This is a genomic window from Paracoccus sp. IB05 (assembly GCF_016405985.1).
In the GTDB taxonomy this organism is placed as follows: Bacteria; Pseudomonadota; Alphaproteobacteria; order Rhodobacterales; family Rhodobacteraceae; genus Pseudogemmobacter.
This window is the reverse complement of the sequence record NZ_JAEFCF010000034.1, coordinates 13,811-36,120: the sequence shown is the minus strand read 5'-3', so window position 1 is coordinate 36,120 and position 22,310 is coordinate 13,811. Positions and strand designations below refer to the sequence as shown.

At 64.8% G+C, this 22,310-nt stretch carries 18 protein-coding genes; 9 read left to right on the top strand and 9 right to left on the bottom strand.

Going from position 1 to position 22,310, the window contains the following annotated elements; translation table 11 throughout:
- The first annotated feature begins 22 nt into the window (after nt 1-22).
- Nucleotides 23-1,258, top strand: coding sequence for a lytic murein transglycosylase (locus JC607_RS18970; protein WP_370584877.1), 1,236 nt, complete (start codon nt 23-25; stop codon nt 1,256-1,258).
- 14 nt (nt 1,259-1,272) lie between these two features.
- Here JC607_RS18970 and JC607_RS18965 read toward each other — a convergent pair whose 3' ends face one another.
- From JC607_RS18965 to purD, 3 genes are all read right to left on the bottom strand, one after another.
- Nucleotides 1,273-2,031, bottom strand: a complete 759-nt coding sequence (locus tag JC607_RS18965) for an EcsC family protein (protein WP_198838458.1) — start codon at nt 2,029-2,031, stop codon at nt 1,273-1,275.
- 91 nt (nt 2,032-2,122) lie between these two features.
- Complete coding sequence (locus JC607_RS18960) at nt 2,123-2,611, bottom strand: GNAT family N-acetyltransferase (protein ID WP_198838457.1); 489 nt, start codon at nt 2,609-2,611, stop codon at nt 2,123-2,125.
- Nucleotides 2,612-2,782: 171 nt separating this feature from the next.
- A complete protein-coding gene (gene purD / locus JC607_RS18955) occupies nt 2,783-4,060 on the bottom strand; it encodes a phosphoribosylamine--glycine ligase (protein ID WP_198838456.1) in 1,278 nt (425 codons plus the stop codon).
- Between the two features lie 169 nt (nt 4,061-4,229).
- Here purD and ctaA point away from each other — a divergent pair, with 169 nt between their 5' ends.
- Complete coding sequence (ctaA, locus tag JC607_RS18950; protein ID WP_198838455.1) at nt 4,230-5,414, top strand: heme A synthase; 1,185 nt, start codon at nt 4,230-4,232, stop codon at nt 5,412-5,414.
- A complete protein-coding gene (locus JC607_RS18945) occupies nt 5,411-6,889 on the top strand; it encodes a carboxypeptidase M32 (protein WP_233093017.1) in 1,479 nt (492 codons plus the stop codon). Before ctaA ends, JC607_RS18945 begins: the two co-directional genes overlap by 4 nt.
- On the opposite strand, the gene JC607_RS18940 is transcribed toward JC607_RS18945, so the two are convergent.
- The 5 genes from JC607_RS18940 to JC607_RS18920 all read right to left on the bottom strand — a co-directional run bounded on the left by JC607_RS18940 (nt 6,877) and on the right by JC607_RS18920 (nt 11,522).
- Nucleotides 6,877-8,073 (bottom strand): MFS transporter, encoded by a 1,197-nt coding sequence (locus JC607_RS18940; RefSeq protein ID WP_198838453.1) that lies wholly within the window; start codon nt 8,071-8,073, stop codon nt 6,877-6,879. The two genes, JC607_RS18945 and JC607_RS18940, sit on opposite strands and share 13 nt — an antisense overlap.
- 94 nt (nt 8,074-8,167) lie before the next feature.
- On the bottom strand, nt 8,168-8,686 hold the full coding sequence (locus JC607_RS18935) for a class I SAM-dependent methyltransferase (RefSeq protein ID WP_233093015.1): 519 nt from the start codon (nt 8,684-8,686) through the stop codon (nt 8,168-8,170).
- Nucleotides 8,687-9,008: 322 nt separating this feature from the next.
- Nucleotides 9,009-9,479 carry an SspB family protein gene (locus JC607_RS18930; protein ID WP_198838451.1) on the bottom strand — a complete coding sequence of 157 codons (471 nt, stop codon included), beginning with the start codon at nt 9,477-9,479 and terminating at the stop codon, nt 9,009-9,011.
- A 130-nt stretch (nt 9,480-9,609) separates the two neighbouring features.
- Complete coding sequence (gene chrA, locus JC607_RS18925; RefSeq protein ID WP_233093014.1) at nt 9,610-10,935, bottom strand: chromate efflux transporter; 1,326 nt, start codon at nt 10,933-10,935, stop codon at nt 9,610-9,612.
- A 380-nt stretch (nt 10,936-11,315) separates the two neighbouring features.
- Nucleotides 11,316-11,522 (bottom strand): hypothetical protein, encoded by a 207-nt coding sequence (locus tag JC607_RS18920; RefSeq protein ID WP_198838449.1) that lies wholly within the window; start codon nt 11,520-11,522, stop codon nt 11,316-11,318.
- A gap of 1,810 nt (nt 11,523-13,332) precedes the next feature.
- Here JC607_RS18920 and JC607_RS18915 point away from each other — a divergent pair.
- Nucleotides 13,333-14,259 carry a CehA/McbA family metallohydrolase gene (locus JC607_RS18915; RefSeq protein ID WP_198838448.1) on the top strand — a complete coding sequence of 309 codons (927 nt, stop codon included), beginning with the start codon at nt 13,333-13,335 and terminating at the stop codon, nt 14,257-14,259.
- A gap of 46 nt (nt 14,260-14,305) precedes the next feature.
- Here the strand turns inward: JC607_RS18915 and JC607_RS18910 are convergent, their stop codons facing one another.
- A complete protein-coding gene (locus JC607_RS18910) occupies nt 14,306-15,184 on the bottom strand; it encodes a LysR family transcriptional regulator (protein ID WP_198838447.1) in 879 nt (292 codons plus the stop codon).
- 175 nt (nt 15,185-15,359) lie between these two features.
- Between JC607_RS18910 and JC607_RS18905 the strand changes: the two genes are divergently transcribed.
- The 5 genes from JC607_RS18905 to JC607_RS25485 all read left to right on the top strand — a co-directional run bounded on the left by JC607_RS18905 (nt 15,360) and on the right by JC607_RS25485 (nt 22,252).
- Complete coding sequence (locus JC607_RS18905) at nt 15,360-17,801, top strand: FAD-dependent oxidoreductase (protein WP_198838446.1); 2,442 nt, start codon at nt 15,360-15,362, stop codon at nt 17,799-17,801.
- Nucleotides 17,802-17,874: 73 nt separating this feature from the next.
- Complete coding sequence (locus JC607_RS18900; RefSeq protein WP_198838445.1) at nt 17,875-20,334, top strand: FAD-dependent oxidoreductase; 2,460 nt, start codon at nt 17,875-17,877, stop codon at nt 20,332-20,334.
- Nucleotides 20,335-20,405: 71 nt separating this feature from the next.
- Complete coding sequence (locus tag JC607_RS18895) at nt 20,406-21,239, top strand: oxaloacetate decarboxylase (RefSeq protein ID WP_198838444.1); 834 nt, start codon at nt 20,406-20,408, stop codon at nt 21,237-21,239.
- Between the two features lie 253 nt (nt 21,240-21,492).
- A complete protein-coding gene (locus tag JC607_RS25490; RefSeq protein ID WP_233093013.1) occupies nt 21,493-21,795 on the top strand; it encodes a hypothetical protein in 303 nt (100 codons plus the stop codon).
- A gap of 13 nt (nt 21,796-21,808) precedes the next feature.
- Complete coding sequence (locus JC607_RS25485) at nt 21,809-22,252, top strand: trimethylamine methyltransferase family protein (protein ID WP_233093012.1); 444 nt, start codon at nt 21,809-21,811, stop codon at nt 22,250-22,252.
- Nucleotides 22,253-22,310: the final 58 nt, after the last annotated feature.

The following is a 22,310-nucleotide window of genomic DNA, read 5'->3' as shown; positions in this document are numbered from 1 at the left end:
AAAACAAAGGCAGGCAGGCGCTATGATTACCCGCAGATTTTTCACCACTACGGCTGGTTTTGCGCTGCTTTCCGGCTGCGTGGGGGGCGCCTCCCGCATGGGCGGCTCCGTCCCCGGCAGCCGCGAGACGCCGGCGCCGCGTGCGGTGGCGGACAGTGGCTGGGACAGCTGGGTCGCGAATTACCGCAACCGGGCCACGGGGCGCGGGATTTCTGCCGGCACGCTTGATGCCGGGTTCCGCCATGCCGGCTTTCTGCCCGAGGTGATCGAGAAGGACCGCAACCAGACCGAATTCAAACGCTCACTTGAGGACTACCTGTCGATTGCGGCCTCGGATGAGCGGGTCTCGCTCGGGCGTGAGATGTATGCGCGCTATGGATCGACGCTGGCCGCCATCGAGCAGCGCTACGGGGTCGAGGGCAATGTCGTCGCGGCCTTCTGGGGGCTTGAGAGCTTTTTCGGCACAAGGCGCGGCAATGTGCCGGTGATCTCGGCGCTGTCGACCCTCGCCTATGAGGGGCGGCGCGCGGCGTTTTTCGAGAGCCAGCTTGATGGCGCGCTGAGAATCCTTCAGGCCGGGGATGTCCAGGCTGACCGGATGGTCGGCAGCTGGGCCGGGGCGATGGGTCACACCCAGTTCATCCCGACCTCCTATCTGCAATATGCCGTCGATTTCACAGGCGACGGGCGGCGCGACATCTGGTCGGATGACCCGACCGACGCGCTGGCATCGACTGCGAATTACGTGGCGCGCACCGGCTGGCAGCGCGGGGTGCCCTGGGGGATGGAGGTCTCGCTGCCCCCGGGCTTCAACGCGGGCCTTCTGGGGCGCGGCAAGGGGAAATCGGCGGCGGAATGGGAAGCGCTTGGCGTCTCGCGCAGCGGCGGCGGGCTTTCCGCGGGCTCGATCATCCAGCCGGGCGGGGCAGGGACGCCGGCCTTCCTGCTGACGCAGAATTTCAACGTGATCCTGCGCTATAACAATGCCGAGAATTACGCGATCGGCGTCGGGCATCTGGCCGACCGGATCAGGGGCGGCGGCCCGGTCAGGGCGGATTTCGGGCCGGACCGCACCGGTCTGACAAAAGCCGACCGCCAGGATCTGCAACGGCGCCTGACCGCGCGCGGCTTTGACACCGGTGGCAGCGATGGCGTGATCGGTCCGAAATCGCGCGAGGCGATCTCGGCCTGGCAGTCCCGCAATGGTATGGCGGTGACGGGTGAGCCCTCGGCCGCGCTGCTCGCGTCTTTGCGATAGACCTCAGATCGTGATCAGGTCCAGGTGATGCGGGGCCGGGCGGTTGCGGTGGCAAACTGCTCCAGCACCGGCCCGGCGCCGTGTTCCTCGGCCAAGCGCAACAGGCCGAAGCGGATCGCGGCCATCTCGCGGTAATAGCGCAGGAAAGCGGCATTGATCGCAGCGCCCGAAACCGCCCCCATCACCGGCACCGCCTGGGCCATAAGCTTCTGGCCAAGGGTCGCGGCAAGCTTCGGCGCGACGGTGGCGATCAGCTGGTTCAGCGCTGGCCCGGTCAGGGCCGCGCGGGCCGAGAAAAACGCCGTATTGCTCCCGTCATCCGCCGCAATCGGGCTGCCCGAGCCAAAGGTGCGCAGCGCCTCAGACATGATCCAGGGATCGTCGGGGTCGTAACCCAGCTTTTCAGCTTCCCGCCGGATCGCATGCAACAGCACGGTGATTGTGAACGGAAGTTCGGCAAGCCCGCCCATGATCCCACCGGCGCCGCCGGCAATCCCTGCCCCAATCGCAGCAGCAAGCGTGCCACGATCCCCGGTGCCGGGAAGCCTGCCGCCTTGGCGGGCCACCATCCAGGCCCGCTCCAGCGCGGCCGCAGTCACCCCTTCGGCCCGCTCGCGAAAGCCTGCGGGAAGGATCGACATCTGGTCTTCCAGCCTGCCGCCAAAGCGGGTCAGAAGCGCCATCACCGGCCCATTGGCCTTCTTCCAGCGCAGCGCGAGTTCATCGACGCCGGCCCGGCATTCGGCGGGCAGCGGCAGATGGGGCAGGGTCATGTCTTCATGGCTCATAAACCGCATATGGGGAGGGCGCGCCGCCGCACAAGACCATGCCCCGCAGGAAGCGAGACCGCGTGGCCAGGCGGCATCAGGTGGCGCGCGAAACCACGCCGGCAACCCCTGTCCAGGCGCCCGCTTTCAGCTCCAGCCCCAGCACCCGGTCGGGGTTGGTCGGGGGCGGCATCACGACCTCTGCAAGTTTTTCAAAGCCAAAGCGGCTGTAATAGGGCGCGTCGCCCACCAGAAGCACCCGCTCCCAGCCCAGCTTGCGCGCCTCGGCGAGGCTTTCCGAGATCAGCAGCCCGCCCAGACCCTCGCCCTGACGCGTCGGGTGGACCGCGACCGGGCCGAGAAGCAGCAGATCCACCGTGCTGATCTTTGCCGGCCAATAGCGGATCGCCCCGGCGAGGATCCCGTCGCCATCCCGCAGACAGAGGCATAAAGGCGCGATGGTCGGCACACCGTCCCGCAGCCGATACGACGACAAAGCCGTCCGCCCCGGCGCAAAACAGAGATCGTAAAGCGCCTCGACCTCCCACCAGTCTGCCTCGCTCTCTTCTTCAAGCCTGTAGACCACAGCGCCTGTCCTTTTCCCTGTGCCGCGTCCAGGCGTGGCAGCGCCTTGCCTGCCATGCCAATAGGAGTGTGATTATGACAATGCCGCGCGCGCCGAAGGGCCGCATCTTCCTCTTGAGAAAAATACTCCCGCCGGAGGCATTCCACCCCGGCCAGAGGCGCATTCAGCGGGTCAGAGCGCGCGCCAGCCGATATCGCGTCGGCAAAAACCTTCGGCCCAGTCGATGCCATCCACCATTTGATAGGCGGCATCGCGTGCGGCTTTCAGCGTATCCGCCCGGCCGGTGACATTCAGCACCCGGCCGCCACTGGCCAGCACATCACCATCGCGCGCCACGGTGCCGGCATGGAACACCATATGGCCGCTGTCTTCGGGAAGCGCCTCAAGGCCCTGGATCCGTCTCCCCTTCACATAGGCGCCCGGATAGCCCGCCGCCGCCATCACCACGGTCAGCGCATGATCATCGGCCCAGTTCACCTTTGCCTGCGAAAGCCGCTGGTCTGCGGTCGCAATCAGATGATCCAGCACCTGGGCGCCAAGACGCATCATCAGCACCTGACATTCCGGATCACCAAAGCGGCAGTTATATTCCACCAGCCGCGCGCGGCGTTCGCCGTCAGGGCCGTCATCGATCATCAGCCCGGCATAAAGCACCCCCTGATAGGGGGTGCCGCGCCGCGCCATCTCACGGATGGTCGGCAACACGATCTTTTCCATCGCCTGGGTCTGGAGCGCTTCGGTCAGCACCGGTGCCGGGGAATAGGCGCCCATGCCCCCGGTATTCGGGCCGGTATCGCCATCGCCGACCCGCTTATGGTCCTGGGCGGTGCCATAGGGGATCGCGGTCACGCCATCGGTCAGGATGAAGAAGCTCGCCTCTTCGCCCTGCATGAATTCCTCGATCACCACCTCGGCGCCGGCCTCGCCGAATTCGCCGCCGAACATATCGTCGATCCCGGCCAGGGCCTCGGCCTCGGTCATTGCGACGATCACGCCTTTGCCGGCCGCCAGCCCATCGGCCTTGACCACAATCGGCGCGCCCTGGGCACGGATATAGTCTTTTGCCGGCGCCGCTTCGGTAAAGCGCGCCCAGGCTGCGGTCGGGGCGGCACAGGCGTCGCAAACCTCTTTGGTAAAGCGCTTTGACGCTTCAAGCTGTGCCGCCTCGCGGCTCGGGCCGAAGGTCAGGATCCCGGCGGCACGCGTCGCATCCGCCACGCCTGCCGCAAGGGGCGCCTCGGGGCCGACGATCACGAAATCAATGGCGTTTTCTTCGCAAAACGTCACCACGCGCGCCTGGTCCAGAATATCAAGGCTGGCGCATTCTGCGATCTGAGCGATGCCGGCATTGCCGGGGGCCACGATCAGCCGGTCGCATTTCGGGTTCTGCTTTACCGCCCAGGCCAGCGCATGTTCACGCCCGCCGCCGCCAAGGATCAGGATATTCATCTGCTGCGCGCCCCGTTCCGGTCTGATGGTTCTGGCGCCTGATAGTCGCCACAGCCGCTGGTGGCAAGCGCCCGAAACGCCCTGTGAAGCAGCTCCGGCCGGATGCTTTGCCACCTTGAAGCCAGGGGGCGCCCGGCCTAGTCTCGCGCCCGTCACGAAGGAAGGCACCATGGCCGGAAAACGCAGCATTTTCGAAGAGGTCGGCGAGACCTCGAAAAACCCGAAACAACCGGGGAAGTCCGGCGTTACAGGCGGGATGATCGATCAGGGCCACAGGGGCGCGCGCGGCGCGATCCGGGTCTGGCTGATCGTGCTTTTCCTGCTGGTCGTCGCGATGATCGTGGTCGGAGGGCTGACGCGCCTTACCGGCTCGGGCCTCTCGATCACCGAATGGCGCCCGGTCACCGGGGCGATCCCGCCGATGGATCTCGCCTCCTGGACGGCGGAATTCGATAAATACCGCCAGACGCCGCAATACGAGCTGGCAAATACCGGCATGACGCTGGATCAGTTCAAGACGATCTACTGGTGGGAATGGGCGCATCGCCAGCTTGGCCGCCTGGTCGGCCTGATCTGGGCCATTGGTTTCCTTGGCTTTCTTGTCACGAAATCCATCCCGCCGCGCTGGTCAAAGCGGCTTTTGCTGATCGGGGCGCTTGGCGGGCTGCAGGGCGCGATTGGCTGGTGGATGGTGTCTTCGGGCCTCTCGGGCAGCATGATCCGCGTCGCCTCTTACCGGCTGGCGGTGCATCTGGGGCTGGCCTTCATCATCCTTGGCTTCATCGGCTGGTATGTCTTCCTGCTGTCGCGCAGCGAATCCGCGCTGATGACGGCCAGGCGGGGCAGGGAGGCGAAGCTCTTCTCAATGTCCACTGGCCTCATGCATTTCGCCTTCCTGCAGATCCTTCTGGGGGCGCTGGTCGCGGGGATTGACGCCGGGCGTGCCTTTCCGACCTGGCCCCTGATGGGCGACAGCTTCTTCCCGGCGGATGCGTTTTACGCGACCGATATGCAGGGCAATGTGCTGCCGGTCTGGCACGCCTTCTTTGAAAACCCCGGCCTCGTGCAGTTCATGCACCGGATGGCGGGCTATCTCCTGTTCATCTTCGGCGTGGTCGTCTGGCTGCGCGGTCGCAAATCCGCGCATCGTGATACCAGGTTTGCGTTCAACATGGTTATGCTGATGCTGGTGGCCCAGGCCGGGCTTGGCATGATGGCGGTTCTCACCTCGGCGCATCTGCATGTGGCGATCACCCATCAGATCGGCGCGGTGATCCTCTGGGTGCTGATCCTGCGCGCGCGCTACCTGTCGCAATACCCGGTTGCGGGCTCGATCCGGAAAGGAACCGCCTGATGGCTGATGTCTATGACGCGCTGATGGCTCATGCCCGCGAGACCGCGGCGCTGGAACAGGTGGCGGGGCGCTTGTCCTGGGATCAGGAGACCATGATGCCGCGCGATGCCGCCGAGCAGCGCGGCGAGGAAATGGCGGCGATGGAGGGTGTTTTGCATGCCCGCCGCTCTGACCCGCGTGTCGGTGACTGGCTGTCAAAGGTCGAGCCGGTCGAGCTGGTCGCGAAAGCCCAGGTTGCAAAAATCCGCCGCTCTTACGAGCGCGCGCTGAAAGTGCCGGCGCGGCTTTCGCAGGAGATCGCGCGGGTGACCTCGCTCTCGCAGGGCATCTGGGCCGAGGCACGGGCGAATGAGGCGGTCCCGTCTTTCCTGCCGACGCTGGAGAAGGTCGTCGCCCTGAAGCGCGAAGAGGGCCAGGCACTCGCTTCCGGTGGCGACAGCTATGACGCGATGCTCGATGATTACGAGCCCGGGATGACCGGGGCCGAATGCGCCGCGATGTTCGACGCGCTGCGCCCGCGCCTCGTGGCTTTGCGCGAAAAGATCCTTGCCTCACCGCGCAAACCTGCCGCGCTGACCGGCAGTTTCGGGGCCGATGCCCAGATCCGGCTGTCGCGCCGCCTTGCGATGGTCTTTGGCTATGACATGCAACGCGGCCGCATCGACACCGCCGTGCATCCGTTCTGCTCGGGGTCGGGCGATGATGTGCGCATCACCACCCGCGTGGCCGAAGGCGACCCGTTCAACTGCCTTTACTCCACCATCCACGAGACCGGCCATGCGGCTTACGAGCAGGGCGTCGATTCCGATTTCCTGCTGACCCCGATCGGCGGCGGCGTCTCGATGGGGGTCCATGAAAGCCAGAGCCGGATCTGCGAGAACCAGCTTGGCCGCTCGCGTCCCTTTACCGAATGGTTGTTCGGCGAGATGCGCGACCGTTTCGGCGAATTCGGTATCACCGACCCCGAAGAGTTCTTCGCCACCGTGAACCGCGTCACGCCAGGCTATATCCGCACGGAATCGGATGAGGTGCATTACAACCTCCATGTCATGCTGCGCTTTGATCTCGAACGCGCGCTGATGCGCGGTGATCTGGCGGTTGGCGACCTGGAATCTGCCTGGAATGACCGCTTCCTGAAAGATTTCGGCGTGGCGGTCGACAGGCCTTCGAACGGGATGCTCCAGGACGTGCACTGGTCGATCGGTCTTTTCGGCTATTTCCCGACCTATACTTTGGGCAATCTTTACGCCGGCTGCCTTTTCAAGGCGTTGCGTGCCGATCTGCCGGGGCTCGATCAGGATCTGGCCGCAGGCGAGATCGGTGCAGCAAATGACTGGCTCAGGGAAAACCTCCGCCGTCACGGTGCCCTGTACAGCCCGCGCGAGACCATTGCCCGCGCCTGTGGCGAAGAGCCGTCCGCCGGCCCGCTTCTGGATTATCTCGAAGCGAAATTCGGCGCGATTTACGGGTTCTGAGACGCAGTCCGGGGCCGCAGCGCCACGAGACCCATCGCCAGAACCGAGATGCCCGCGCCGATCAGAAACGGCGCGGAGGATCCCCAGCTGACCCAGGCCCAGCCTGCGGCGGTATTGCCGATCAGCATCACCAGACCGCTTGCAAGGTTAAAGGCCCCGAAGGCGCTGCCCCGGAGCGCGGGCGGCGCGCTTGCTGCAATCATCGCGCCCAGAAGTCCCTGGCTGAACCCCATATGCAGCCCCCAAAGCGCCACACCGGCCAGAAAGACCGGGGCGTTATGCGAATGGCCCAGCACCAGATGCGCGCCCGCCAGAAGCCCGAGCCCGATCAGCAGCGGCAGCCTCACCGGATCGCGCCCGGAGGCTGCCAGCCGGTCCGAGAAGATCCCCACCGGCCAGGCCGCCAGGGCATAAACCGCATGCAGCGCCACGATGATCAGCGGCACCCAGACCGGCGAGAACCCGGCCTCCAGCGCTTTCAACAAAAGGAATGCCTCGGAAAACCGCGCCAGCATGATCAGCCCCGCCAGCGCAATGACCCCCCTGACCGGGCCGGTCAGCCGCAGCGCATCGCGAAACCGGAAGCCGGAGCCCTTGCCGGCCTGCGCCGCCACCGGCTCCCTGACCCGAAAGATCAGCAGAAAAATCGCGAAAGCCGCCGGCAGCACCGCAAGCCAGAACACGATCCGGATATCCCCGGCAAAGACCAGCATGGCGGCAATCGCGAGGAGCGGCCCGAGAAAGCCGCCCAGACTGTCGAGCGATTTCCTGAGGCCAAAGGCCGCGCCCCTGATCGCGGCCGGCGTGGCGGTGGCGATCATCGCATCGCGTGGCGCAGACCGGATCCCCTTGCCAACCCGGTCCATCGCCTTGGCCAGCACGACCTGATCCAGGCTTATCGCGAGCGGAAAGATCAGCCGCGACAGCGCGCCAAGCCCGTAACCCAGCACTGCCAGCGGTTTCGCCCGCCCCGACCAATCCGCCAGAACCCCGGAAAGCGCTTTGGTCACCGTGGCCACGGCCACGGCCAGCCCTTCGATAAAGCCGATAACCAGCGCCGATGCCCCGAGCCCACTGGCCAGAAACACCGGCAAAAGCGTGTTCACCATCTCGGAGGATACATCCATCAGCAGGCTGACAAAGCCCAGCATCCAGACCATGCGCGGAATCGGCAAAACTGTCATTCAGAGCGCAAGCCCCTTCCTCATGACACAAATACTCCGGGGTCCGGGGCAGAGCCCCGGCGCCTCCGGCGGCTGACAGGCGCCGCCGCCGCAGTCACGCGCGGCGAAAGCGGTAGACCCGTGCCGGCGGCAGATTGGCCCAGACCTTGTGGCCCCTGTCCACCGCCAGGCCCAGATCGCTGATGATCTCGGGCGGCACCGGCGGGCGCGGGCCATAGGTGAATTGTACATATTCCCCGTCCGGCTCCAGCACATCGAAGGCGGCGCCGACAATCGCGCGGCGCACCGGGTCCGGCATCGACAAAAGCGGCAGGCCCGAGATGACCGTCGACACGCCGCTGCCGACAATTGCCCCCACCTCCTGCGCGCCGGTCTTATGCACGGCCACCCGCGGAAATTTCCGCCGCAGGAAATCGACAAATTCATCATCCAGCTCGAAAAGCGTCAGATTCTCGGGCGGCAGGCCGCGCGCAAGAATGGCTTCGGTAAACCGTCCGGTGCCGGGGCCGAATTCCACCACTTTGCCGCTGTCGGGGCCGATCTTCGCTGTCATCGCACGGGCCAGCACCCGCGACGAGGGCGCGATGGCCGAGATCTGCCGGGGATTGCGCATAAGGCGCCTCCGGAACAATGCGAGATCACTTTCCATCGCTTATCCTGTCCTCATACGGGATTGCTCCCGGGTCATGTCCCAGGCCCATCCGCTGGATGAACCGGTTGTTTCGCAGTAACTCTTGCGGCACGGTCAGGCGGCGCCGGGTACGCCATTGGCCGCAATAAGCGCCAGATGTGTCGCCTCAGACGCTGTCCCGGGCGCCGAAAAACCGGGTCGTTCCCGTCTCAGCCTGGCGGGTCATGCTGACAGACGGATGACACGCGCGGGGGCGATCTCCGGCTCAGGTCCCCGGCTCAGGTCCCCGGCTCAGTGCCTGGGCTCAGGTCTTGCGGAACTGATCAAGGCTGACCACTTCGGCCTCCTGGCGCGGCGGGGGTTCGGCATCTTCTGCCTCCTCCTCGCCCTCATCCGTCTCGTCTTCCTCCTCCTCCTCATCATGCTGGCTTTCGAAGCGCAGCCCGAATTCGACCGAGGGATCGACAAAGGTCAGCACGGAATCAAAGGGGATCACCAGCGGCTCGGGTGAATTGCCGAAGTTCAGCGTCACGGTGAATCCCTCATCCGTGACCTCAAGCCCCGAGAACCAGTGTTGCAGCACCACCGTCATCTCGGTCGGGTAGCGCTCTTTCAGCCAGTCGGCGATGGCAACATCGGGATGGGTGGTGTCAAAGGTGATAAAGAAGTGATGCGCCCCGGGCAGGCCATGTGCCGCCACTTCATCCAGCACCGAGCGGATCAGGCTGCGCATAGCCTGATGCATCAGGTTTCCATAGTCGATACTGCGCGTCATCCGGTTCCCCCGCCATTTCGCGCCACCATAAAACATCTGGCCGTCAAGGAAAGGGGCGAGCGCGCACCTCTGGCCTAAAACTCGCTGCCTGCGGACAGGGCGGCGGCGAAACTGCCCCGATTTACGGCAGTCACGAATGCGAGAGCAGCAGGGCGGCGCCGGCGGCCAGCGCCAGAACAAGCGGCATCGCAAGGCGCAGGTGCCAGAGCGCAACACCGCTCGCCAAAGCGATGGCAAGCGAGAGGGGTTTCAGCGTCGCGAGGTCAGGCAGCAGCATCTGCACCGGTCCGGCGCTGATCCCGCGATGGCCGGTGAACAGCACATGCAGGGCGAACCAGAGCGAGAGATTGGCGATCACCCCGACGACAGCAGGCGTGATCCGCGCCATGGCTCCGGCGAGCACCGGCACGGCCAGCAGCCTGTCGATAAAGGGGCTCGCGGTGAAGATGAACAGAAATGACGGCAGGAAGGTCATCCAGAGCGCGACGCCCGCGCCACCAAGCGCCATCAGGGGGCCGCCGTCCTGAAACCCCGCGATCCAGCCGGTGAAAGCGGTGACAAGGATCAGCGGCCCCGGCGTCGATTCCGCCAGTGCCAGCCCGTCGATCATCTGCCCGGTCGTCAGCCAGCCGCGCAGATCGACCATTTCCTGCGCCATCCAGGCCATCAGCGCATAGGCGCCGCCAAAGGCCAGCGCCGCCAGTTTCGTGAAAAAGACCCCGATCTCTGCCAGCCGCTCTGGCCCGAAGATCATCAGCAGGGCCAGTGGCAGAAGCCAGAGGCCCAGCCAGAGCGCCCCTTGCCAGACGGCCTCGCGCCAGATGTTGCCGGCAGCCCGGGCGGGCGGGGGCGGTTCTATGGCCGGGGGGCTGGCCGCGCGCAGCCCCTCTGGCAGCCCCGGTCGCAATGCCGGTCGCAGCGCCTGCAACCCTCCCCAAAGCGCTGCCGCCAGCAGGATCAGCGGGAAGGGCAGGGCAAAGACAAACAGGCCGAGAAAGGACAAAAGCGCGATGATCCGCGCCTCCCGCATTTGCAGCGCCCTTTGCCCAAGCCGGATCAGGGCTGCTGCGACAATCGCCAGCACCGCCGCCTGGATGCCGGTAAACAGCACCGGAATCAGGGGGATAGTGCCAAACCCGGTATAGAGCGCGGCGAGGACTGTGATCAGCACCGCGCCCGGAGCCACAAAAAGCCCGCCCGCAATCAGCCCGCCCTTAACGCCGCGCAGCCGCCAGCCGATCCAGGTTGCAAGCTGCATCGCCTCGGGGCCGGGAAGCAGCATGCAAAAGGACAGCGCGCGCGCATATTCCTCCTCGCTGATCCAGGATTTTTCCTCCAGCGCCACCCGGTGCAACAGGGCGATCTGTGCTGCCGGGCCGCCAAAGGACCAAAGGCCGATCCGCCAGAACGCCGCCGACACTTCAGCCAGCGACGGCGCCGGGGCGCGCGCGGGCAAAGGCGCCTCACGGCGATCGGCGGGGGGAGTGGGGTCCGTCGGGCTGGCTGATGTCATGACCTCCAGGGAAGTAGCGGGGTTTTGTGACGGGGGAAAGACATTCCCATCCTGCCGCCCTGCACAGACCACCCCCTCTCAGACCGCAGCCTGGCAGCCACCGGACCCGGTACGCTGCTCGGGCCCCGCCGCCCGTGCGAGGGTATCATTGCCAGATGCCCCCCAAGATGCCCCCCAAGATGCCCCCCGGGATGCCCCCCGAGGCCCCGCATTGCGTGGTGATCGCGCAGGCAGTCGACATATTGCTCAGGCTGCTACCAGGGCGGTCACGCCAGGCGGCGCAGCCTGGTCCCCGATATCGGCAAAGCGGCCTGCAGGATCCTTCAGCGCCGATGCTTTTTGTTTTTCTGCCGCAACAAAGGCAGCAGCAATCGCCGTTGCCCGGATGATGCCCGGATGATGCGCGGATCCATCGGTTCGGTGATGGTGGCTTTCGCACCGGGCTTTGCAGCCGGATCCGGCCTGCGCAACCGATAATTCCTCAAACTTGTCATGCCATTAGAAATCGGTTCCGGCGCCTCTTTAACCATTCAGCCCTTCCGGACCCAGATGGATACCACCCCTGACCGGCAGCCCGCTGGCGAGAAGCAACAGCTTGGGCCAAAGCCCAGTCAAAGTGGATCGAAAGCCCGTTCGGGTTCTCATCGGGGGCGGAACCGGCATCGGCGTCAGGCCTTCGATCCGCGCCCGCATCGTTTCCTTCGCGTCGCCCATCTGTTCCGGCTCTGTGAGGCCCGCGAACATCCGATCCTTAACCTGTTCGGGCGGGACCACTGGCACCGAGGGCGGCAACCAATTCTTATGGCCGGCGGTGACGCGGACGAGATCCTTCCTGCAATCGGCACGACCGGTCTCCCGGGCGTTCTGTATCCGGTTGCGCCTGGCGGCATGTCCCTCGCAGAGAATACGGGCGGCGTCCTCATCGAACGGGTGTTGTGCGGCGGCATTTCGAACTGAGCCCTGCGGCAGAGGGAGGTCGTCGCGTGCTGAGCAGGAACCGGGGGCGGTGCCCGTCCCGGATTGGCACATCGGCACTCAATCTTCCTCACCATATGACCGCGCATTTTGACCGCGTTCCGGAGGCCCTCGCGGACAAGGCGAGGATGCGGCACCGCGATTTCGGTCTACCGCTCCCCCAGGCTCATCCGCGCGTTGCGCGTTCCTGCATGCGGATCCCTGCTGTGACGCCGCCGGGTCCCCGCAGGATTGCCGGCATGAAGCTGCTGTTCAGCATCCCGGCACGGCGCCTTCTGTTGCCGGGAATGGCCGAACCGCCCCAAAAGCCGCAAGGTGGGATGGGACCCTCCCGAGTTGGAAAGTCATGGCGACCTGAATCGACCGCCAGCCGCTCGCAACAGCTGCCCTTCTCGCCTTCGCTGCGCGCGGCGGCCCGGCAGTGACGCAGGAGATTGCGAAGCCCGATTGCGCATTCCGCTCGCCATTGCGAGGAGGCGATGGCGTTGCAAAGACCCCGGGGATGATATCCTCATGCCCAGGGGGATTTCGTGACCGTCAAATGCCCTCCTGAGATGCAGCGACTGTCAATATCGCTCGCAGAAGGAGCCGGTTCGGGCAGAGGGTTTCGCCGATGATACCCGACACAGGCTGCCGCCACCGCGCGACGTCTTTGTCGACAGCGCTGAAGCGCCCGGGCGCGTGCGCGGCTGGTCGCTGGCTCTCTGTCATCCGCTTCCTTGCTTATGAAGCCAAAGCCTTCATCGGAGGGGCGATTGCTGACCAGGCCGAAAAATCCCCCGACGCCGGGACGCCGCGAAACCTGATGAGATCGACGCGACGATCCGCAGCCTTGCACTGACCCCGTAAATGGGGAGCAGGCGCGATCAGATTTCGCAGCCGATGATGATCCGCATTGGGTCCTCCTGCCAGGAGCTGTGACCGGTCGGATCGGATTCGTCGGAGCAAGGGGCGCAGCAGGGTTCCGGCGGCACGCAAGGTCGCCCGCTGCTATTGTGGGGCAGGGCCTGCGCATTGCCTTCTGTCGCGGAACAGGTTGCATATCACGCCTGTGATCACGGCCAGGCCCCGTATGATCGGGCCCGCCGGTGCCAATCAGAATGGGGTCAGACAGCGTGGCCGCTCTGGCCGTGGTTTTCGCATCGGGATGCGCGGCCCCCGTTGCAACCGGCGAAACGACATGCCGGCCATGCGCCGCAACGAGGTGGGGCCTTGCCGCCGCCTCTGGAGCGCGGCAGAGTTGGCGGCGCCGTCCCTGTCGCATCAGCGTTACCGGAGCCGGCGATATGGTCCCTGGCCCCCGCCACCCATGCCGCCCTTGCCGGCGGCCAGGGTTATTCAATATGCCCTTCAACCGGAGCAGACATGGTCCGCCAATCCGCCTTCACCGCCCCCGGCCGCTTCTGGCGCGGAAATCTCCACTGCCATTCGGACCGCTCCGATGGCGCGCTGCCGCCCGCAGAGGTCTGCCGCCGCTACCAGGCGGAAGGCTATGATTTCATGGCCCTGACCGACCACTATGTCGGGCATTACGACTATCCGCTGGTTGATACCCGGCCGTTCCGGGCCGAAGGGTTCACGACCATTCTGGGGGCAGAGCTGCATTCCGGCGCGATGGAAAACGGCGAACTCTGGCATATCCTTGCCGTTGGCCTGCCGCTGGATTTTCCGAAAGTGGGCAGCGCTGATTTCCATGCCCATCCGGGCCAGGAAACCGGCCCCGACATCGCGGCCCGTGCCGCCGCCGCCGGCGCCTTCGTGACCATCGCGCATCCGCATTGGTCGGGGATGACCCTTGACGATGCGCGCTCGATCACCGCCGCCCATGCGGTCGAGATCTACAACCACGGCTCGGCGGTCGGCGCGGATCGCGGCGATGGCGGCACGATTGCCGATCTGCTGATCTCGGAAGGGCGCGACATCACCCTGATCGCGACCGACGATTCCCATTTCGCGGTTCCCGATGCCTTTGGCGGCTGGACCATGGTGAAGGCTGAGGAAAACACCCCCGAAGCCCTGCTGGAAGCCCTGAAACGCGGCGATTTCTATTCGAGCCAGGGCCCTGAAATCCATGATTTCCGCGTTGAGGGCGACCGGGTCATCGTCGAGTGCACCGCCGTGGAATGGGTCATTGCCATCGGCCATGGGTCAAGCTCAAACGTCACACATGGATCCTCCATGACCCGCGCCGAAGTGCCGCTGAACTGGCAGGGCGACACGCCCTGGATCCGCGTTGTGGTGATCGATGCTGCTGGCCGGCGCGCCTGGACCAACCCGATCCGGCGCGACTGAATTTCCGCTTGATTTAAATACTCCCGCCGGAGGCATCCGACAGCCGTCATGCCTCCGGCGGCGTCAGAAACGCACCATGCCCGCCAAGCTTGCGGCTGACGATCCGGCTGAGCTTTCGGTGCAGGGGCGTGATCCGGTGCCTGATATGCATCGCCGCATAGACCGGCTGGCGCAGCACCGGCGCATCCGCCACCGCCATGACCTTGCCGGCAGCGATCATCTCCCTGGCAGTCGCCTCCAGCACATAGCCGGTGCCGCCCATTCCCATCAGAAGTGAGGTGACCGAACCGCTTTGCCCGACCGAGATCGGTGAATTCACCAGGTCGGGCGTGACCTGGCGGTGCATTTCCTGAAAGGCGGGCGAGAAATGCGAGAAGATGAACCGTTCCGGCCGCACCCCGGAAAGCGCAGTCACTTCGGTCGAGACCATGTGATAGCCGGCATCGCCAAGGCTTTCGAAATGCAGATCCGGATGCGGTTTTGGTGAAAACATCACCGCGAAATCGAGGATGCCCGTGAGCAGATCAGCGCACATCTGATTAGAATAATCGGGCTCGATATGAAGCGCGATATCGGGGAATTGCCGCCGGATCCCGACAACCCATTCGCCCAGATAAATCGCCGAAAGGTCATTCTGGATCCCGAGCCGCAGAAGATGCCCGGCGCCGGTCGGCACCTGAATATGGCGGCGCGCCTCGTTCCATTCATGGCGCAACATGCGGGCATGGGGCTCAAACCGTTTGCCTTCGGTCGTAAGCATGGTGCCGGCGCGGGAGCGGTCGAAGAGCCGCGCGCCGAGCGCGGTTTCCAGCACCTGGAGGCGGGCCGAGATCGTCGATTGCGTGACGCCGAGGCGCTCGGCCGTGCGGTGGAAGCTGCGGCTTTCGGCAAGATCGAGGAAGGTCTCGATAAGTTCGATTTGCATGGCTGCGTTCTTTCTGAAGCCGCCGGGGGCCAGCCCCCGGACCCCCGGAGTATTGCCGTCAAGAGGAAGACCAAAGCAGCGGTTCTGATCGGATAGGCCGATCAATAGCCGGCTCTGCGCCGAATTGAAAGGGGCGGGAAGCTGGCGGATATTGGAGGCAATCAGGGAGAGTAAAATGACAGAACTGGCCAGCGCGCGGGTCGCGATCATCGGGGGGGGCGTGGTGGGCGTCTCGGCCCTTTACCACCTTGCGAAAGCAGGCTGGAAAGATGTGATCCTGCTGGAGAAAAACGAGCTGACCGCCGGCTCGACATGGCATGCGGCGGGGAATGTGCCGACATTTTCCGCCTCCTGGTCGATCATGAATATGCAGCGCTATTCGGCGGGGCTTTATCGCGGGCTTGGCGATGAGGTCGGCTATCCGATGAATTACCATGTCACCGGCTCGGTCCGGCTGGGGCATAGCGAGGAGCGGCTGCTGGAGTTTAAGCGTGTCGCCGGCATGGGGCGCTACCAGGGGATGGATCTGGAAGTGCTGGGGCCGGATGAGATCCGGGGGCGCTATCCCTTCCTGGAAACGCATGATCTGACCGGGGCGCTTTATGATCCCTATGACGGCGATATTGATCCGGCGCAGCTGACCCAGGCGCTGGCCACCGGCGCGCGCCAGATGGGGGCGCGCATCGAGCGGTTTTGTCCGGTCACGGCCGCGACATGGACCGGCTCTGAATGGGTGCTTTCGACGCCGAAGGGCGAGGTGCGGGCGGAATATGTCGTCAATGCCGCAGGGTACTATGCGGCCGAGGTCGGCAGGCTCTTCAACCGCCGGGTGCCGATGATGGTGATGAGCCATCAGTATCTCCTGTTCGACACCATCCCGGAGCTGGAGGCCTGGTCGAAAGAAAGCGGCGCCAAGCTGCCGCTGTTGCGCGATGTCGACTCGAGCTATTACCTGCGTCAGGAGAAGATGGGCTTCAACCTTGGGCCCTATGAGAATCCCTGCCGTGCGCATTGGGCGACACCCGATGACCCGATGCCGGAGGATTTCAGCTTTCAGCTCTTCCCCGATGATCTGGAGCGGCTGGAATGGCATATTGCTGACGCGATGGCCCGGGTCCCGCTGCTGGAGAAGGCCGCGTTGCAAAAGGTTATCAACGGGCCGATCCCCTATACGCCGGATGGCAATCCGCTGATCGGGCCGATGCCCGGTGTGCCGAACGCCTTTGAGGCCTGTGTCTTCACCTTTGGCATCTGCCAGGGCGGCGGGGCCGGCAAGGTGCTGGCCGAATGGATCACCGAGGGCGCGACCGAATGGGATATGTGGTCCTGCGATCCGCGCCGGTTTACCGGGTTTGAGGATCACGATTACTGCGTCGCCAAGGGCAAGGAAGTCTATGGCAACGAATATGCGATGCATTTCCCGCATCACGCCTGGGGCGAGGGGCGCGGCAAGAAGCTCTCACCGGTGCATGACCGGGTGGCGGCGATGGGCGCGCAATTCGGGCCCTTTAATGGCTGGGAGCGTGCGCTCTGGTATGCGCGGCCCGGCGATGACGTCACTGAGGCGGCGCAGCGCACCTGGAAGCGCGAAGGGCCGTGGTTCGGTGCGGTGAAGGCCGAATGTGAGGCGGTGCGCGATGCCTGCGGTATCCTCGATCTGCCGGGCTTCTCGCGTTACTGGCTGTCGGGTGAGGGCGCGGCGGCCTGGCTTCTGGCGCAGACCACCGGCAAGCTGCCATCGGTCGGGCGGCTGGGCCTGGCCTATTTCGCCGATGAGAAGGGCCGGATCGTCACGGAAATGTCGGTCGCCCGCTTTGCGGAAGATGAGATCCTGCTGATCACGGCAGCAACGGCCGAGGCACATGACCGGGCCTGGCTGGAGCGGCACCTTGTGCCAGGGCTGACCCTGGCCGAGGTCACCAATGACTGGTCCTGCCAGATCCTGACCGGGCCTCAGGCGCGGGCGGTGCTGGAGGCGGCGGGGACGGAGGCTGATCTTGCGAAAGGGTGGCTGTCGCATCAGACCGGGCGGATTGCCGGGCGCGAGGTCTGGCTGGCGCGGGTGAGTTTTGCCGGGGAGCTTGGCTGGGAGATCCATTCCCGCCTGGCCGATACGCCCGTGGTCTGGGACGCAATCCTGGCGGCAGGCGCGCCTTTGGGGCTGAAACCCTTTGGGATGTTTGCGCTGAATTCGCTGCGGATCGAGAAAGGCTATCGCGGCTGGAAGGGCGATCTGTCAACTGATTACAGTGTCTTGCAGGGCGGTCTTGAGAGATTTTTCGATTGGGGGAAAGCTGATTTCCGCGGTCGCGCAGCCCTGGAGGCCGAGAATCAGGCCGGAGTTTCAAAGCGCTTTGCGACCCTGGTGATCGAAGCGGGTGCTTTTGATCCGCCCTATATGTCGACGATCTGGAAAGGGGATCAGGTCGTGGGGGAGCTGACGTCCGGATACTTTGGGCATCGGGTCGGAAAATGCATTGGTCTCGGAATGTTGCGGGCTGATCTGAATGTTCCGGGTGAGGCGCTTGAGGTTGAGATCTTCGGGGAGCGGTTCGCGGCGGTGGTGCAGGCGGATGAGCCGGTCTGGGATGCGAAAAACGCGCGGATCCGCGCGTGATGGGATGCGGGACCGGGGGCCAGCCCCCGGAACCCCCGGGATATTTTTAGACAGAAAATGAAGGGGTAACATCGTGGTCGATGTACCGAAGACGGCGCGGGCGGTGGTGATCGGGGGCGGGATTTCCGGCTGCTCGGTGGCCTATCATCTGGCAAAGGCGGGCTGGACGGACGTGGTGTTGCTGGAGCGGCGCAAGCTGACCTCCGGGACGACCTGGCATGCGGCTGGGCTGATCGGGCAGCTGCGCGCCAATCAGAATATGACGCGGCTCGCGAAATATTCGGCGGATCTTTACGGCAGGCTGGAAGAAGAGACCGGCGTTGCGACGGGCCTGAAACGGGTCGGCTCGATGACCGTTGCCCTGACCGGCGACCGGTTGCAGGAGATCTTGCGCCAGGCGACGGTGGCGCGGATCTTCGGGGTGGATGTGACCGAAATTTCTCCATCTGAAATCAAAGCGATGTATCCGCATCTTAACACAGACGGCGTGATCGGCGGCGTGCATCTGCCGGGAGACGGCCAATGCGATCCGGCCAATATCGCCATGGCTTTGGCCAAAGGCGCGCGGATGCGCGGCGCGAAGATCATCGAGGGGGTGAAGGTCACTGGCGTGACAGAGGGGCCGGCGCCGGGCGGCAAGCGCCAGGTCACGGGCGTCGATTATGAGGGGCCGGAGGGTCCGGGCCATATCGCCGCCGATGTGGTGATCAATTGCGGCGGCATGTGGGGGCGCGATCTGGCGGCGCAGTCGGGGGTCACGCTGCCGCTGCATGCCTGCGAGCATTTCTACCTGCTGACCGAGCCGGTGGCGGGCCTCACCGATATGCCGGTTTTGCGGGTGCCGGATGAATGCGCCTATTACAAGACCGATGCCGGCAAGATGATGGTCGGCGCCTTCGAGCCGGTGGCAAAGCCCTGGGGAATGGCGGGGATCCGCGAGGATTTCGAATTTGATACCCTCCCCGAAGACTGGGATCATTTCGCGCCCATTCTGGAGGATGCGGCGAACCGGATGCCGATGTTCCAGACCGCCGGCATCCACACTTTCTTTAATGGCCCTGAAAGCTTTACCCCCGATGATCGCTATTACCTTGGCCCTGCGCCGGAGCTGGGCGGCTATTGGGTGGCGGCAGGCTATAATTCGGTCGGGATCGTGTCTTCGGGCGGCGCAGGCATGGCGCTGGCGGAATGGATCACGACCGGCGAGGCTCCGTTCGATCTCTGGGACGTCGATATCCGCCGGGCACAGCCGTTCCAGAAGAACCGCCGCTATCTGAAGGATCGGGTGACCGAGACCCTGGGGCTGCTTTATGCCGATCACTATCCCTACCGCCAGGTGGTCACCGCGCGGGGCGTGCGGCGGACGCCGTTGCATGAGCATCTGAAGGCGCGCGGCGCGGTCTTTGGCGAGGTCGCGGGCTGGGAGCGGGCGAACTGGTTCGCAAAGGACGGCCAGGAACGGGAATATCGCTACGCCTGGGGGCGGCAGAACTGGTTTGAGAACCAGAAGGCCGAGCATATGGCCGTGCGCGAGAATGTCGGCCTTTTCGATATGTCGAGCTTTGGCAAGATCCGGGTCGAGGGGCGCGATGCGGTGAGTTTCCTCAACCGCGTCTGTGCGGGCCAGATGGATGTGGCGGCGGGTCGCATCGTCTATACCCAGATGCTGAACCAGAAGGGCGGCATCGAGAGCGATCTGACCGTGACCCGGCTGTCGGAGCGGGCCTTCATGCTGGTGGTGCCGGGTGCGACGCTGCAGCGTGATCTGGCCTGGCTGCGCCGCCATCTCGGCGATGAATTCGTGGTGATCACCGATGTGACGGCGGCGGAATCGGTGCTTTGCGTCATGGGGCCGAAGTCACGCGAGCTGCTGCAAAAGATCAGCCCGAATGATTTCTCGAACACGGCGCATCCTTTCGCGACCATGCGCGAGATCGAGGTCGGCTACGGGCTCGCCCGGGCGCATCGGGTGACCTATGTCGGCGAGCTTGGCTGGGAGCTTTATGTGTCAAGCGACCAGACCGCGCATGTCTTCGAGGCGCTTGAGGCGGCGGGGGCGGATCTGGGGCTCAAGCTTTGCGGGCTGCATGCGCTGGATTCCTGTCGGATCGAAAAGGGCTACCGCCACTGGGGCCATGACATCACCGATGAGGATCACGTGCTTGAGGCCGGGCTTGGCTTTGCCGTGCGCATCAAAAAGCCGGATTTCATCGGGCGTGACGCGGTGCTGCGCGTCGAAGCCGAAGGGGTGGCGCGGCGGATGATGCAGTTCCGGCTCGAGGATCCGATGGTGTCCCTGTTCCATAATGAGGCGATCGTGCGCGACGGAGAGATCGTCGGGCCGGTGACCTCTGCCAATTATGGCCATGCTTTGGGCGGTGCGATCGGTATGGGCTATGTGCCCTGCAAGGGCGAAAGCGAGGCGGAGCTGCTGGGCTCGGCCTATGAGATCGAAGTCGCCGGGGTGCGGCATAGAGCGGTGGCGAGCCTTTCGCCGATGTATGATCCGAAGTCGGAGCGGATCCGGATGTGACCGCCCGGGGAACGGGGGGCTGTCTGCCCCCCGCGCCTTCGGCTCCCCCCGAGGATATATGAGGACAGAAAATGAAGCTGGCGGCCCGACATCAGGCTTTTGAGGCATTGCACCTTTCGGGGTGTTTTGTGATTCCGAACCCCTGGGACCGGGGATCGGCGCGGATGATGGCGGCTTTGGGGGCACAGGCGCTGGCGACGTCGTCGGCGGCGCATGCTTTCACGCTCGGGCGGCCGGATATGGGGGGCGTCAGCCGGGATGAGGCGCTGGCCCATGCGGCGGATCTGATCGCGGCCACCGATCTGCCGGTTTCGGGCGATTTCGAGAACGGTTTCGGCGATGCGCCGGAGGTGGTGGCCGAAACCGTGCGGCTGGCGGCAGAGGTCGGGCTTTCGGGGATATCGGTTGAGGACACCCGGATGGTTGCGGGCAGCCCGGCCTATGAGTTCGGGCTTGCAGTGGAGCGGGTGCGGGCAGGGGTTGCCGCATCCCGCGCCCTTGGCCGGCCTTTCGTGTTCTGCGCCCGCGCCGACGGGGTGATGAACGGGGCCTATGATCTGGCCGAGGGGATCCGCCGTTTGCAGGCCTTTGAGCTGGCCGGCGCGGATCTTTTATATTTGCCGGTGCCACCGGGGCGGGCAGAGCTCGCGCAGGTTCTGGCCGCGGTCAGGGCGCCGGTCAATGCGCTGGCGGCGGGACCGTTGAAGGCGATGACGGTGACAGAGCTTGCCGCCATGGGGGTGCGGCGGATCTCGACCGGCAGCCAGATCGCGCGGCTGACCCATGCCGCGATCCGGGACGCGACGGCTGCGATGCTGGGTGAGGGAAGCTTCGCGCCGCTCAGTGCCACGGCCCCGGGGGATGAGATCGACGCGCTGCTTCTGCGAGGCGCGTCGCAGGAATGAAATCGGCCCCGCGCCGGCCGATGGCCCGGGGCAGGCCTGTTGCTGCACCTATATCAGTTCACGCAGTGGGCTCAGAAGCATGGATCATGAATGGGGGGCGACTGGCTCGGATGCCGGTCGCCGTCTGAGGCGGGCGGGTATACCGGCGGTACGCGTGTCGGCACGGGCAGCGCATGTGTCAGAAGATATGCGCCCGATAAGGCCTGGGATGAACCGGGGGCAAAACAGGCCTCTGACGGATGCCGGGCTGGAGATGGTCTACCAGTCCGCGCCAGAGGTTATCGGCCTGTCAAATGCGCCGGAGTCGCGCGCCGCAATCCTGACCGGGGCCGGGGTGATCCCGGGCAGTGACCGGCGCATCCGTTTCTCGCGCGCGCTGTTCGGGGCTACGCTGGCAGGGGCGGCGCGCAACGTCACTCTTCTGGCACGCGATGCGAAACATGACCTGCTGCTCTCGGGGAGCAATGTGTACTTCGGTACAGCTGCTGCTGCGGTGGATGTCGTCGCTTCTGTGACGCCGGATTACCCCGATTCCACCGCCCACGTATCTTTCTGATGCGGCGCGGCTGATGGGTAACATCGACAATATCCTGGCCGAGCTTTCCGGGCTGAAAATGTATTATGAAACGGTGGGGATGCGAGCCTTCCCTCTGGGCATTTGTCTCCTAAACCTGCTGTCGGGCGATGACACTCCGGACCGGATCATGCGGCTTGAGAACAGCATTGATGTGACTCCGGACAGCAACTCGATTAAGGTGATGAAAGAGGCCTGGGTGGGCGGGCCAGGGCATTATCTGGGCCCCGATCAGGCATTGCGGCTGATGCAGACCGAATATGTCTGTCCGAAAACCGGCAACCGGATATGCCCGAAGGAATGGAGCGTGGTTGGCAGGCCGGCGCTGCTCGACCGGGCGATGGCGAGGCAGAACGGGATCCGTGCCAAAGCCGGCGGCGGGATTGATCCGCAGATCGACGCCCCCCTGCGGGTGCGGCTCAATATGGCGTTCCGCTGAGCTTGCGCGAGGGGGTAATCCACCGCAAGCTGCGCCAAAAGGTGGCGCTGCCAAGGCA